This window comes from Synechococcus sp. PCC 7502 (assembly GCF_000317085.1).
GTDB lineage: Bacteria > Cyanobacteriota > Cyanobacteriia > Pseudanabaenales > Pseudanabaenaceae > PCC-7502.
The window spans coordinates 2934306-2948947 of record NC_019702.1 but is presented as its reverse complement, the minus strand read 5'-3'; the positions used below and the strand labels follow the sequence as shown (position 1 = coordinate 2948947).

General features: G+C 37.5%; 9 protein-coding genes. 5 read left to right on the top strand and 4 right to left on the bottom strand.

Annotated features, from left to right (window positions below):
- Positions 1 to 25: 25 nt before the first annotated feature.
- On the top strand, positions 26 to 829 hold the full coding sequence (locus SYN7502_RS14725; protein WP_015169566.1) for an ABC transporter permease: 804 nt from the start codon (positions 26 to 28) through the stop codon (positions 827 to 829).
- Between the two features lie 2 nt (positions 830 to 831).
- Here SYN7502_RS14725 and SYN7502_RS14720 read toward each other — a convergent pair whose 3' ends face one another.
- Positions 832 to 2352: an iron uptake porin gene (locus SYN7502_RS14720; protein WP_168130378.1), complete on the bottom strand. Its 1521-nt coding sequence runs from the start codon at positions 2350 to 2352 to the stop codon at positions 832 to 834.
- A 271-nt stretch (positions 2353 to 2623) separates the two neighbouring features.
- Here SYN7502_RS14720 and SYN7502_RS14715 point away from each other — a divergent pair, with 271 nt between their 5' ends.
- Genes SYN7502_RS14715 through SYN7502_RS14700 form a run of 4 tightly spaced genes read left to right on the top strand, consistent with a single transcriptional unit; the run spans position 2624 to position 13621 of the window.
- Positions 2624 to 3667, top strand: coding sequence for an ABC transporter substrate-binding protein (locus SYN7502_RS14715; protein WP_015169564.1), 1044 nt, complete (start codon positions 2624 to 2626; stop codon positions 3665 to 3667).
- A 3-nt stretch (positions 3668 to 3670) separates the two neighbouring features.
- The gene (locus tag SYN7502_RS14710; protein ID WP_015169563.1) at positions 3671 to 4444 is read left to right on the top strand and encodes a class I SAM-dependent methyltransferase; all 774 of its coding nucleotides are present in this window, start codon (positions 3671 to 3673) and stop codon (positions 4442 to 4444) included.
- A 13-nt stretch (positions 4445 to 4457) separates the two neighbouring features.
- Positions 4458 to 6320: a non-ribosomal peptide synthetase gene (locus tag SYN7502_RS14705; protein ID WP_015169562.1), complete on the top strand. Its 1863-nt coding sequence runs from the start codon at positions 4458 to 4460 to the stop codon at positions 6318 to 6320.
- Between the two features lie 23 nt (positions 6321 to 6343).
- A complete protein-coding gene (locus SYN7502_RS14700; protein ID WP_015169561.1) occupies positions 6344 to 13621 on the top strand; it encodes a non-ribosomal peptide synthetase in 7278 nt (2425 codons plus the stop codon).
- Positions 13622 to 13638: 17 nt separating this feature from the next.
- On the opposite strand, the gene SYN7502_RS21480 is transcribed toward SYN7502_RS14700, so the two are convergent.
- Genes SYN7502_RS21480 through SYN7502_RS14690 form a run of 3 tightly spaced genes read right to left on the bottom strand, consistent with a single transcriptional unit; the run spans position 13639 to position 14639 of the window.
- Complete coding sequence (locus tag SYN7502_RS21480; protein ID WP_371257781.1) at positions 13639 to 13740, bottom strand: DUF6876 family protein; 102 nt, start codon at positions 13738 to 13740, stop codon at positions 13639 to 13641.
- 21 nt (positions 13741 to 13761) lie between these two features.
- Positions 13762 to 14115 (bottom strand): Rho termination factor N-terminal domain-containing protein, encoded by a 354-nt coding sequence (locus tag SYN7502_RS14695; protein WP_144050228.1) that lies wholly within the window; start codon positions 14113 to 14115, stop codon positions 13762 to 13764.
- On the bottom strand, positions 14073 to 14639 hold the full coding sequence (locus SYN7502_RS14690; RefSeq protein WP_051023689.1) for an IS630 family transposase: 567 nt from the start codon (positions 14637 to 14639) through the stop codon (positions 14073 to 14075). Before SYN7502_RS14690 ends, SYN7502_RS14695 begins: the two co-directional genes overlap by 43 nt.
- Positions 14640 to 14642: the final 3 nt, after the last annotated feature.

Sequence of the window (14642 nt, the reverse complement as noted above, 5' to 3'; positions counted from 1 at the left end):
AGAATTAGTAAGGAAACAAGTAATCATGCTCATACACAAATTTAAAACCACATTATGTAAATGCTTTCGTTTTTTTGAAAGCCATGAAAATATCTTTCTGCCTTTACTATCAGTTACTGGGTTTCTAATTTTATGGGAGTTAATTCCAAATTTAGGACTAGTTAAACCTTTATTTACGAGTTCACCCAGTCGGATTTGGATCGCAGCACAATGGCTCTGGCAGAATGGGTTATGGCATGATATTCAAGTTAGTGGAACCGCATTTAGTATTGGCTACTTGTTGGCAGTGTTTACAGCCATTCCCTTGGGTATTTGTTTAGGTTGGTATAAAAAGTTAAATGGGATTTTTGATCCCTTTATTTCAGTTTTAAATGCAACACCTCGGATTGCTATCTTTCCGATCCTAATTTTATGGTTGGGAATTGGGATTGAATCTAAGATAGCTGTGATTTTCTTAGGAGCAGTATTTCCGATTTTGATTAACGTAGTCGTTAGCATCAAAACGATCGATCAAAATTTATTAAAGTGTGCGCGCACCTTTGGCGCTAATGATTATCAAATTCTTACAACTATAGCAATTCCTACTTCTATCCCTTTCATCATTGCGGGTATGCGGTTAGCAGTAGGTAGAGCATTAGTGGGAGTAGTTGTGGGTGAATTTGTTGCTTCTAATGCTGGAATTGGTTACATGATGAGAGTGGCTAGTGGGAGTTTTCAAACTGATAAGGTTTTTGTCGGTTTAGTTATATTATCTGGGACAGGTTATATTTTGACGGAGCTATTAAAAAAGTTGGAATCAAGATTTGAACGGTGGCGGACTAACTCATAATTCTAAAAACTAAAAGTAGTTCGGATTGCTGCAATGAGAATGTCACTATTACGCTCGTCGTGGTTGGGTGCTGTCAGCCAAATCAATCCGGGAGTTATAGAAATATTTTTGCTAACTGCGTAACGATAGAAAGCCTCAATATGAAAGGATGTATCTCTATCGCCAATGCCTTTACCTCTCCCCAAATCCAGCTCTGCACTTACACTTGTAACCTTAGGTTCCATCCCCACAACAAGCCCTGCTAAGTTCCCTTCTTTGCCAAGATCGGGAAAAGATAAAGCGATCGCCCAGTTCCAAACTGAAGCATCCCCTTTTCCTAAATATCGATGATTAGCATAGCCAACCCAACCACTTAGTCCTAAACCTTTTGTAATTCGCCAAAAGCCTTGAAACCCATAGGTATTAGCGATCGCTGCTCCAGCATTACTATTGGCAAGATTACTACCTACGGAAGGACCAAAGGAATTTCCAGATGGGCTAAAGGCATTACTATAGGTTAAGCCAAGGGTGAGATCCCGAGTCGGTTTAAATACAAGTTGTCCCAGAGCTTGATACTTACCACCAAATAAGCCATTACTTTGACTAGGGTTACTGGGATTAGAAGCAAAATAACCTAACTCCAAGGTTAGATTTGTCCCTAATTTCTGACTAATTGCCAAGCCACCGCCACCACCTGCGTATGAAAAGATCGCATTGCGGCGTGCAAAACGTGAAATTGCTCCTTCTCCAGAACTATCAAGGAATGGATTAAATTGGGATGTAAAGTTGATACCAAAAAATCCTTCAGCGTCTGTATAGGCATAAATAGTGGTGCTATCTCCAAGGGGAAAGCGATAGCGTAAAGTATCTAACTCAAACTGATTATTACTACTACCATCAAATACTAAACGTCCCTCATTTGTGAGCGTTGCACCTGAGTTCCTCCCACCCAATGGCACAACATTTCGCGCTTGCAGACGAACCCTTAGCAAATCTTTTCCTGTAAAGCTAGTGTCAAAACTAAGGCGGATGCGATTAGAAAAAGTTAGATTGCGATCAGTAATAGTTTCTCCTTTGGCGTTGTCTCCAGTAATCACCCCAGCGATCGCTAAAATAGCTTCCCCATTTAATTTAGTTATAGGTGAAAATTGTTGTGATTCTAGGGTAGTGGTTTTAGCTTCTAAAGTATCAATCCTGTCTTTAAGTCCAGCTAACTCGATCGCAAATTCTCCTTGCAATTTTTGTAATGCTGCTAGATCTTCTTGACTAACTTTATCTGCGAAACCTGATGTCAATAATTGATTAATATGATTAATACAAGCATTGAGCCCAGACGCAAATTCATAACGACTAAGAACACGGGTACCAAAATATTTATGGCTAGGATAACCTTCAAGACAACTATAGCGTTCGACAAGGGATTGTACTGCTACAAATACCCAGTCTGTGGGCTGCACATCCAATAGCTGAGAAACAGAAGTAACCTGAGTTTGAGAAGAATCTATCAACATTAACTCAAGTCCAGCATTTTCTTGAGCAGACACCCCTCCTGAGAACACTAGCCCTCCCAACCCTGTTACCAGCACTCTCCGTATCACTTGCCCCAAATTTAACATCGACTTTACTCCTTTATACTCCTCTACCTTAAGTACCACAGTTATTTAAGCTTTTCAATGTAGCGAATTATCGATCCCAGTTGAATTTAATTAATAAATCTTTTGCGTTTTTCTCGCATATCGGGCATCATTTCTAAGACTAGCGATCGTGTGAATTGATCTAAAACATTACTATATAAATTGCTATAAATGTAAAAATATGAAGCTAAAGCATCTATCCCTGAGCCTTTTGACTTTTTTTCTATGTATTTTAGGGGTATTCTGTACAGCCTCTTATCAAGCTCAGAATGTAGCTGCAACATTTCAAGCCCTAACCTCAGTTAAGGTTTGTACAAGTTCTAATTCTGGTAATCAATTATTAGTTCAATATGCCAAGAATAAGGGCATTTTTCAAAAGTATGGGCTAAATGTTGAGGTTATTTCTATTGAAAGTGGCACAGAAGCAGCCGTTGCAATGATCGCTAAGAGTGTGAATTTTTGCCAAATTGCTGGTAGTTCAGTCATAAATGCCGTGATCGCTGGTGAAGATTTAGTCATGATTGCTGGGATATTCAATCAATATCCCTATGCTTTTATATCTGTACCTAGTATTAAAACACCACAGGGATTAAAAGGGAAAGCAGTTGCTATTTCAAAATCTGGTTCATCCACAGATGCAGCCATACGCGCCGCTTTGAAATATCTAAAATTAAATCCTGATAAAGATGTGGAAATTGCGGCAGTCGGGGGAGAAGGAGAAAGACTACAAGCTATGGAAGCTGGACGAATTTCAGCCACCGTATTATCTTTTCCCCTAAGCCTTAAAGCAAAGAACAAAGGGTATCATACATTACTGGATATGACTACTTTAGACATACCCTATCAACATACTGTCATTGCCACAACCAGAAGCTATATCAAAGCAAATCCTCAAGTTACAGTTAATTTTATGAAAGCTATTGTGGAAGCGATCGCCACCATTAAGAAAGATAGAAAAGGGGCAATTGCTACACTTGTGCGGGCTAACAAATACGATCCAAAAGCTGATGCTGCCATCTTGGAAGAATGGTACGATACTACGATCCAAAAGAAAATTGCCAAAGTTCCTTATCCGACTCTCAAGGGGATTACAAAGATGTTAGGTGATGTTAAAGTTACTAATCCCCAAGCATCTAAATTTAAAGCTGAAGATACAGTCGATATTTCGATTTTGCGGAATTTAGAAAAAAGTGGTTTTATAAATAATTTATACAAACCTAAATAAAATATGGACTCAGTTATTAGATTTTTACCTAAAGTAGAAAACTACATAAAATATCGTTGGAATTTTGCACCTGAGGCAATCAATCGAATTTTTGATATAACGCAATTAACCTCAGATGCGATCGTTGCTGATATCGGTTCTGGTTCTGGGATGTTAGCTCAAGCCTTTGTGGAGCGAGTCAAGCAGATTTTTGCCATTGAGCCTAACTCTCAGATGAGAGCCGTAGCCGAGGAAAACCTAAAAATCTATCCATCTTTTGTTAGTATTGATGCTCTATCAGATGCTACTGGATTAATAGATAATTCAGTTGATTTAATTACCGTGGCTAGAGCAATTCACTGGTTCCCCAAATATAGTACCAAAGCGGAATTTCAAAGAATCCTAAAACCTCATGGCTGGTTGGCAATTATCAATACTCCTCATCTAGATCGAGAAATTTTGACAGCGAGCCAATCAATCAAAATCCCTGAGAATGGTTGGGATATTGCAGGTGATAAATCTAATGACAATTATCCAGATAAGCTTAAAGAGGCATTGGATTTTTATTATGATAGTCACAAATTTTTTAAGTTTGATATTCCAACTATCCAATCAGAAACGTGGGAATATTTTTTTGGTAGGCTTTGCTCTCAGTCTCCTTCTCCTGAGCCAGATCATCCTTTGTATAAAAATTTTGAGAAAGCAGCTAAAGAGGTTTTTAATCGATTTAGTGTGGATGGCGATCGCATAATAATTTCTGCTGCCACATGTGTTTATTTAGGACAAATGAGTAATTAAATATTTACAAATTATGATAGATACTTTTATAGGATTTTCCAAAGTTGAAGTTGAAGCATCTATTCCTGAGAGATTTGAAAAGATTGTTAACCATTATAGCGATCGCCAAGCTGTAAAAGGGAAGAATAGTATCCTTACTTATCGAGAGTTAAATCAATCAGTAAATCAACTAGCTCATGCAATTTTGGATAAGCGAGGACGGGGAGAGGAGCCGATTATTTTAATCTGCGATCATGATGTTGCCGTAATTATTGGAATAATGGGAATTTTAAAGACAGGCAAGGCATATGTTTCTCTCAATCCTGATACTCCACTAACAAGACTAAATTATATTTTAAAAGACCTAGAAGCCAAATTAATTATTACTGATAAACAGAATCTAACTCTAGTAAAACAGTTAGCTCAACATTCAGTAAGTATTATGAATGTGGATGAGATGGATCAAAGCTATCCTCAAGAGAACTTGAATATAGTGATCGCTCCTAATAGTTTATGTAATATTGTTTATACCTCTGGTTCCACTGGTCAGCCTAAGGGTGTAATGCGTGACTCTCGAATGATTCTTCATCGGGTGTATACTGACACAAATGATTTGCAGATTAAGGCTAGCGATCGCTTTACTATGCTCACGTCCAGTGCTTTTACATCATCCACCTCTGATATTTTTAACGCTCTACTCACTGGTGGTACCCTATGCGTTGGCAGTATTCTCGAACGAGGTTTGAATTGGTTAACTCAATGGCTAATTGATGAGAAAATTACTATTTTACGTCTTCCCGTAAGCCTATTTCAGCAATGGATTGAGACATTGACGGCAAAGGATCAATTTCCCGATTTACGCTATATTTCACCAGGAGGGAAATTTTATAAAAAAGATATAGAAAAGATTAAAAGGCACATATCTGATAGATGTTATGTAGTTCAAAAATTAGCAAGTTCTGAAACAAGTTTGATAACTAGATTAGTTATTAGTAGTCCTACTGAAATTAAGGGCAATAACGTGCCTGTGGGTTATGCGAAGGAAGGAAAGGATGTCTTTTTAGTAGATGATTCAGGAAAAAGACTTGGCTTTAATCAAATCGGTGAGATTACCGTCAAAAGTCGCTATATTTCTCAAGGTTATTGGCGGAACCCAGAGTTAACCAATAAAAAATTTTTGCCCACGACCGATGGTAGTGATGAACGCATTTATTTAACAGGTGATTTAGGGCGAATGCAGCCCGATGGATGCTTAGAATGGATACAACGCAAAGACTTCATGCTCAAAATTCGAGGTTATCGTGTAGAGCCTTCAGAAATTGAAGGTGCATTGCTAGATATTGAGGGAATTAGGCAAGCTGTGGTAGTAGGGGTTAGTGATTTATCAGGCGAAATTCGTCTTGCTGCTTATATCGTTCCTAAGCAAGGATTTACCCCTGAAATTAAATTAATTCGTGCAGCTCTAGTAGAGAAATTGCCAAGTTATATGATTCCCTCTAAGTTTGTGATTTTAGAGACTCTTCCTACTACTACAAATAGTAAAATAGATCGGAGTAAATTGCCTCCCATTGACTGGAGTCTTCCAGATGTCGATAACTCTTTTATGCCGCCGCGTAATTCTCTGGAAACAGAGATATTAGAAATTTGGGAGTCTGTTTTACAACTCTCTCGAATTAGCATAAATGATAATTTTATTGAGCTAGGAGGTAGCTCCATCCAAGCAATGCAAATTGTGTCTAGAGTCCTAGAGAAATTTTATATCAATCTTTCACCTAATCTTCTACTAGAGTCAGCAACAGTCGCAGCAATGGCAGATAAAATTATTCAATATCAAATTCAATTAACATCTGAGATAGATATAGAAAAAATGTTAGATGAAATTGAGCAATTACCTTAAAGAGTTCGAGAAATTACTTTATTATGCATCTAGATTCAATTAATCAACGACTTGCTAACCTATCACCTAAGAAGAGACAGATTTTAAGCGATCGCTTGAGTAAATTAGCAAATACTTCTAAACGGTTAATTGCACCCAGACCTATAGATTTTCCTTGCCTCGCATCTTTCGCTCAACAAAGGTTCTGGTTTGTTCAACAACTCTTCCCACAGAGTTCTGTTTACAATAATTCTAGAACTCTAAAATTTACTCAACCAGCTAATATTAAGGCTATTAATAAGGCATTGTACGCAATAATTGATCGCCATGAAGTATTGCGAACTACCTATAAGATGGAAGACGATGGCAAACTTTATCAAATTATTCATAGCGTAGACGCAATTAATATACCCATACCCATAATTGACCTAAGCGATCGCCATGAATATCTAGAAGCAGAAGTAAGAAAACACACTAATCAACCCTTCAATCTATCTTTTGATTTCCCTCTTCGTAACATTCTCTTTAAGTTAAATGGCGAAGAATATACTCTTCTGATTGTTATACATCATATTGCTAGCGATCGCTGGTCTTCGCAAATTTTCCTAACGGAACTAAATTACTTCTATGAAACTTTCCTGACCGATCAACCCTCTATTCTACCCGCTTTAAGCATCCAATATGCTGATTTTTCAATATGGCAAAGAACCCAATTTAGTCAAAATAAATTTCAAAAACAACTAGATTACTGGAAAGCAAAACTTAAAGATCAAGTATCAACTATTAATCTACCTACGGATTATCCTCGTCCCCATATTAGTAGTAATCAAGGGCAGAGTATATCGATCACTATCTCCAAACCTCTAACCAATGCCCTTAAAATTCTAAGTCAAAGTTCAGGTGTAACCCTATTCATTACCTTACTGACCGCTTTTAAGATTCTCCTGTATCGCTATAGTCATCAAACCGATATTACTGTTGGCACTCCTATTTCTGGAAGAAATAATTTAGAAACTGAACACTTAATTGGTTGCTTTCTCAATACTTTGCCTTTACGCACAAAAATATTAGAAACGCTATCATTTAAAGAATTATTGTCACAAGTTCGAGCTACTGTTTTAGAAGCGCAATCTCACCAAGAAATTCCTTTTGAGAAAGTCATAGAAGAGTTGAAAATTGAAAGGGATTTGAGTTATTCTCCCCTATTTCAAGTTCTCTTTAATTTTCATAATTTACCTAAAGTAGAGCAGAAAGCTTCCCAATCTTGGTTTAACATCAGCACTTTTGATTCTAGAACTACTGAATTTGATCTTGCCATAACCTTAAGAGAAATTGAATCGGAGCTAGTAGGAACATTTATATATAGCACTGATTTATTTAAGGATATAACTATTGCTGGCATGAAGAATCATTATGAGAACCTTCTGCAATCTATAGTTGATAATCCGGATCGCTCGATCTCCACTATTCCCTTTCTGACATTTTCTGAGCAAGTCAAAATTCTCAAACAATGGAATGATACATTTGCGGAATATCCCCACGATAAATGCATTCATCAACTATTTGAGGAACAAGTAGAAAGAACACCTAAAAACATCGCTGTAGTTTTTGAAGATCAAGAAATCACCTATAGAGAACTAAATAATCGGGCAAATCAACTTGCTTGCCACCTCCAAACTTTAGGCGTAAAACCAGAGGTATTAGTGGGAATTTGTGTGGAGCGCTCTATAGAAATGATCGTAGGTTTATTAGGCATATTAAAAGCTGGGGGCGCTTATGTTCCATTAGATCCAGCTTATCCTCAGGAACGATTAGACTATTTAGTTAAAGATGCACAGCTAGATAATCCAATCGTTAGTCAAACCAATCTCACTTTTAAGTTTGCATCATGTACTAACATTGTTGATCTTGAACGAGATCAAAAGATGATCGCTCAACAAAGCACCCAAAATTTAAAGAGTGATATAACCTCTGAAAATTTAGCCTATGTTATCTATACTTCAGGTTCGACTGGAAATCCTAAAGGGGTACAAATCCGACATAGTAATGTAGTCAATCTTCTATCAAATATCTGCCCAAAACTTAATTTGACCTGCGAAGACACAGTATGCACATTAACAACCATTGCTTTTGATGTTGCTGTATCAGAAATATTTTTAACTCTTATGATTGGTGCTAGGCTTCGTATAGTTAGCTCGGAAGTCGCTAAGGATGGTTATCAACTGGCTGAGGTAATTCGGCGATCACCGATAACTTTTATGATTTCTACCCCAGCTACTTGGCAAATGCTTTTGACTGTCGGATGGCAAGGCAGCAATCAACTTAAGGTTATTGTCACGGGAGAAGCTTTATCCCAAGAATTGGCTAGTCGTCTCCTTCCCAAAACCAAGGAACTATGGAATCTATATGGACCGACCGAAACTACGATTTGGTCATCTTTCTACCTTGTAAAATCAAGTACAAAAAGTCCACCAATAGGTCGTCCGCTTCCTAATGTAACAGCCTATATTCTCGATGCTTACTTGCAGCCAGTTCCCATCGGTGTGCTTGGAGAGTTACATATTGGTGGACATGGACTAGCAAGAGGTTATTTGAATCGCCCTGAATTAACCAATCAGAAGTTTATTGCTAATCCGTTTGGAGAAGGGAAAGTATATAAAACAGGTGACTTAGCTCGTTATATGCCCGATGGTAATATTGAGTTTATTGGACGTATAGACAATCAAGTAAAGATTCGGGGTTTTAGAATTGAACTAGGAGAGATTGAAGCAGTTCTTAGTAAACATCCAGATATTATCAATGCTGTGGCGATCGCCCGTGAAGATATTCCAGGAGACAAACGAATCGTTGCTTATGTAGTGTCACAAGTGACATTAAGTCAAAGGGAATTACGCGAATTTCTAAAACAAAAGCTACCCGAATACATGATTCCCTCCACATTTGTCATCCTAGAGCAGTTGCCCTTGACTCCCAGTGGCAAGATTGATCGCCGAGCCTTACCAAAACCAGAAATATCGAGAGAAACAGAATTTAGTCCACCCTCTAACCGCACAGAAGAAATCATCACCTCAATTTGGAGTGAAGTACTTGGAATCCCCGAAGTAGATCGCAGAGATAACTTCTTTGAAATTGGGGGACATTCCCTTTTAGCGACACAGGTGATTTCCCGATTACAAATAGCTCTCAAACAAGAAATTAGCATTCGTAGTTTGTTTGAACATCCTACCCCAGTCCAATTAGCTGAAGCGATCGAGCAGAAATATCATCTAGAAACCACTTTAACTATCATTGAACCTCTCAAAAACCGAGAGAACCTACCCTTGTCTTTTGCTCAATTTCGGATGTGGTTTCTCTATCAATTAGAAGGAGAAAGTGCAACATACAACGTACCATTAGTCTTAAAGTTAGAAGGTAACCTAAATATAAAATCTCTTGAAAAAGCTTTTCAGACCATTGTAGACAGGCACGAGATTTTTCGCACAAGTTTTAACACAATAGATGGTTCACCCGTACAAATTATTGCTCCTTCTTTACAAGTTACTCTATCAGTAATTGATTTAACAGAATTAGCTGAACTCTCAGTCCAAAAACAAGTGGAAGAGTTAGCCCACGCCGAATCAAATCATACATTTAAGTTAACCGTTAGTCCTTTGTTCAGAGCCAAAATATTAAAGCTCAAGGAAAACAGCCATATTTTATTAATGAACTTTCATCACATCATTATCGATGGCTGGTCAATGGGAATATTAAGAAGTGAGTTATCAATTCTTTATCAAAACTTTATTGATGGAGAATCTGTCTCATTAGCTCCTTTACCTATACAATACGCAGACTTTTCCTATTGGCAAAAAAATTGGTTGCAAGGGGAAGTTTTAACTCAGCAACTATCCTATTGGAAACAGCAATTAGCAAATATTCCTGCTATCTTAGAATTGCCTACAGATAGACCTCGTCCGAATGTCCAGACCTATAGAGGAAAAAGCCAGAAAATCAAATTATCAGCAGAAGTAAGTCAACGACTAAGAGACTTAAGTCAAGAATCAGGCGTGACCTTATTTATGACATTACTATCGGCTTTTGGAATCTTATTATCTCGTTACAGTCATCAAGAAAATATAGTAATCGGCTCGCCGATCGCCAATCGTAATCGACAGGAAACTGAGAAGTTAATAGGATTTTTTGCTAATACTTTAGCATTGAAAATTAGTATCAAAAATAATCCGAGTTTTAAAGAACTATTAAAATCCGTAAAGGAAGTTTGTTTGGATGCTTACAGTCATCAAGACTTACCCTATGAGAAGTTAGTTGAGGAACTAAAGCCAGAGAGAAGCCTAAGTCATGCGCCTGTTTTTCAAGTAATGTTTATTTTACAAAATACTCCCCAAGAAACTCTCACATTACCTGACCTAACATTGCAATCAATCGAGTTAAAGAGTCAAACTTCCAAATTTGATATATCTCTATCTTTAACGGAATCTCGTGCTGGAATAATGGGAACGTGGGAATACAATACAGATCTATTTGATGATACTACTATCGAAGGGATGAGCAGTCATTTTCAGGTATTGTTAGCTGGAATTATAGCTGAGCCAGATTTGCAAGTTAAAAAGTTGCCAATCCTCACAGAACAGGAAAAACATCAATTATTAATTGAATGGAATGATACAAGTAAGGAATATCCCCATGATAAATGTATTCATCAGCTATTTGAGGAACAGGTAGAAAGAACACCTGAAAATATCGCCGTAGTTTTTGAAGATCAGCAAATTACCTATAGAGAACTAAATAATCGGGTAAATCAGCTTGGTCACTATTTCCAAACTTTAGGAGTAAAACCAGAAATATTGGTGGGAATTTGTGTGGAGCGCTCTATAGAAATGATCGTAGGTTTATTAGGCATATTAAAAGCTGGTGGTGCTTATGTTCCCTTAGATCCAAATTATCCAAAGGAGCGGTTACAATTTATTCTAGATGATATTCAAACACCATTTTTACTCACTCAACATTCATTATTAGGGAATCTATCCTTAGATAAGTTTCAGGTTATTTATCTTGATACAGATCTAGAAGAAATCAACGGTGAAGACCAAGACAATCCTAATTGCGGCACGATTCCTACGGATCTAGCCTATATTATTTACACATCTGGTTCCACAGGCAAGCCCAAAGGAGTCTGCACAATCCATCGCAGCGTTGTTCGGTTAGTCAAGGGTATTGATTATGTAAATTTAAATTCATTACAAACCTTCCTGCAACTTGCCCCACTTGCTTTCGATGCCTCCACATTTGAGATTTGGGGCAGCTTGCTTAATGGATCTCGGTTAGTTATTTTTCCACCCCATGCTCCCAGCCTCCAGAAATTAGGACAGGTTATCCAGCAGCATCAAATTTCAACCCTCTGGCTCACATCTGGACTATTTAATTTAATGGTAGATAATCATATTGAGGATTTAAAGCCTATACGTCAACTCTTAGCTGGCGGTGATGTTCTATCTATTCCCCATGTTCAAAAAGCTTTATCAACTTTAAAAAACTGTCATCTAATTAATGGTTATGGTCCAACAGAAGGCACGACTTTCACCTGTACCCATCTAATTTCAGAAACCACCCATTTTAGAAGCTCTGTACCTATAGGAAGACCAATTTCAAACACCCAAGTTTACATTCTTGACCGCTATATGCAACTAGTTCCTATCGGAGTGTCAGGTGAACTCTACATTGGCGGTGATGGATTGGCTAGAAGTTATCTTAACCAACCTGAATTAACGGCTGAGAAGTTTATTGCTAATCCTTTTGGTAATGGGAAATTATATAAATCGGGAGATGTAGCTCGTTACCTGCCCGATGGTAATATTGAGTTTATTGGACGTATAGACAATCAAGTAAAGATTCGAGGTTTTAGAATTGAGCTAGGAGAGATTGAAGCAGTTCTTAGTAAACATCCAGATATTATCAATGCTGTGGCGATCGCCCGTGAAGATATTCCAGGAGACAAACGAATCGTTGCTTATATTGTGTCGCAAGTGACGTTAACTAATAATAAATTACGCAATTTTTTGAAAGGTCAGCTACCAGAATACATGACGCCATCTGCCTTTGTGTTCTTAGATCAATTCCCCCTAAATGCCAATGGCAAGGTCGATCGTAGTGCGCTACCCAATCCACAGTCATCTATGACAACCAATAACTTTATTCCTCCTCGCGATCGCACAGAACAGCAATTAGCAACAATCTGGGAGAAACATTTAAATCACCATCCCATTAGTATTAACGATAACTTCTTTGATTTAGGTGGACATTCTTTACTTTCTATCCGTTTGGTATTAGACATAGAAAAAGCTTTTAACTGCACTCTACCATTAATGTCATTTTTCAAACTCAGTACCATAGAAGAACTTGCTTTATGGCTCCGTCGACATGAACAAGAGACAATGGAAATTCCATCAGGACTGACTTTAAAATATTATCGAGATTTACTTGCCCACAGTGCTGGTCGCCAAGGAAATCATATAGGTAGAAGAGGGTTAATTGTAGAAGTAATGCCCAATATTGATAATGCCTATGGGACTAACTCTCAACCTTTTGTTTGGATTGGGGATATAAAAGTTGCCAAGAATTTGCGGCTTCAGCAACCAATATACGTTATGCCAACCTTTAGTCACCAAACCCTTGTAGATTCTCAAGAAGAATATATTGAGATTGAGGCAATTGCTTCACTTTTAGTAGATGAATTACTGACAGTACATACCTCTGATTCATTTATGTTGGGGGGCTATTGTTTTGAGGGATTAATCGCAATAGAAATGGCAAATCAACTAAAAAAACGTAGAAAAGAAATAACTCTCCTAGTCCTTCTTGAAACATATCCGAAACCCTCAATTTTGTATAAATTATGCGAGCGGCTTGATCAATTTATATCAATTATCAAACTTCTTTTACTTCTATCCATTGATGATAAATGGCACTATCTCATTGATAGGATTAATAAATACCTAAATCCTAAAGTTCAATCTAAACCAACTATAGCAAATCCATCAATAGCTGATATGGGTTCAAAAATCTATAATCGTAGACCTTATAATGACAGAGTACTATTATTTATGGGAACAAGAAAAATTCGATTTATTGTAAAAGAGAATCCGCTATTCTGTTCCGATTTTTCATGGCTATTTCCATACTACGGATGGGAAAGATTATTAAAAGGAGATGTTACAGTTATTAAGATTCCCTGTGGACATGATATTATTTCTCAACCCAATATTGAATATTTAAGTCCTATTCTCGATCAAAAAATTATGGAAATATGCAATGAATCTACATAGATCCAATGGCATTTTCCTTAGTCAGCCAGATATTTGACTCCATCGGTGATTAAGATGTTGAGGTATCGGTAATGTTGTTCTGTGCCGTAGAATTGTTGCAAATCCGATTGGGTAATCATTTAGCTACTCCTTATCTTTGCTTAACCCGCAGGACTGATGGCAAGGACTAGGTTGGATTTTCTGAGTTTGGAATAGTTTTTAATCTTGAGTTGCTTTGCCCATGCTTTCAGGTATTTGATGGTAAGGTATTTTCGTGGTAATAGGTCGATCATCCATTTGGGTTTATAGTTTGGGAATTTAATTGGTATAACTGGGTTAAGTAATAGTTGATCTTTCAAAATAACTTTCCTCTCTTCAGTTAAAGATTGGAATAGATTGGCTATTAGTTGTAGTCCGTCAATTAGAATTATGGTTGCTAGGGCGATCGCTAACAATGCAGTAATACCAAACTTTAAATACGAGCTACAGATAAAGCCTCTAAAATATAATCCCACCCAACAATCGAAGCAATTACCTCCTGAGTCATAACTTCTAACCTTTCCCGCATTAATGCACGCAACTGGTCAAGATCTTTTGGCAGTTTCCACCTCAACCCTAATTTGAAATGCTGCCACACTCTTTCAATGGGATTAGTCTCAGGTGCATGGGCAGGCTGAAATAGCAAAATAATATTTTTAGGAATCTTTAACCGTTTTGCTCTGTGTGCTCCTGCTTGATCCACTTGCATAACGATGATGTCACCTTGAAAATATGCGCTTACTAAGTTCAGAAATACTTGGAAGCATTCACTATTAAGGTGAGTAAATTCATAGAAAAAGCTTTCCCCTGTTGATGGTTCTACAATTCGATAGAGGTAAGTTGCCTTAAACTGCCACTGAACTTTACCTTTGGGTTTGACTCCTCTTGCTGTGATCTTCCTTCCACTAATTGTCTTTAACCCAATTCGTGTTTCATCTTGACAAAAGAATCTCACTTTGCCATTTAGTCCGATTATATTAATGCCGAACCAAACAATCATGCT

Excerpts from the sequence above, each read along its gene's own strand:
- SYN7502_RS14725 (WP_015169566.1), top strand. The coding sequence starts at position 26 with ATGCTCATACACAAATTTAAAACCACATTATGTAAATGCTTTCGTTTT.
- SYN7502_RS14715 (WP_015169564.1), top strand. The coding sequence starts at position 2,624 with ATGAAGCTAAAGCATCTATCCCTGAGCCTTTTGACTTTTTTTCTATGT.
- SYN7502_RS14710 (WP_015169563.1), top strand. The coding sequence starts at position 3,671 with ATGGACTCAGTTATTAGATTTTTACCTAAAGTAGAAAACTACATAAAA.
- SYN7502_RS14705 (WP_015169562.1), top strand. The coding sequence starts at position 4,458 with ATGATAGATACTTTTATAGGATTTTCCAAAGTTGAAGTTGAAGCATCT.
- SYN7502_RS14700 (WP_015169561.1), top strand. The coding sequence starts at position 6,344 with ATGCATCTAGATTCAATTAATCAACGACTTGCTAACCTATCACCTAAG.
- SYN7502_RS21480 (WP_371257781.1), bottom strand. The coding sequence starts at position 13,740 with ATGATTACCCAATCGGATTTGCAACAATTCTACGGCACAGAACAACAT.
- SYN7502_RS14690 (WP_051023689.1), bottom strand. The coding sequence starts at position 14,639 with ATGATTGTTTGGTTCGGCATTAATATAATCGGACTAAATGGCAAAGTG.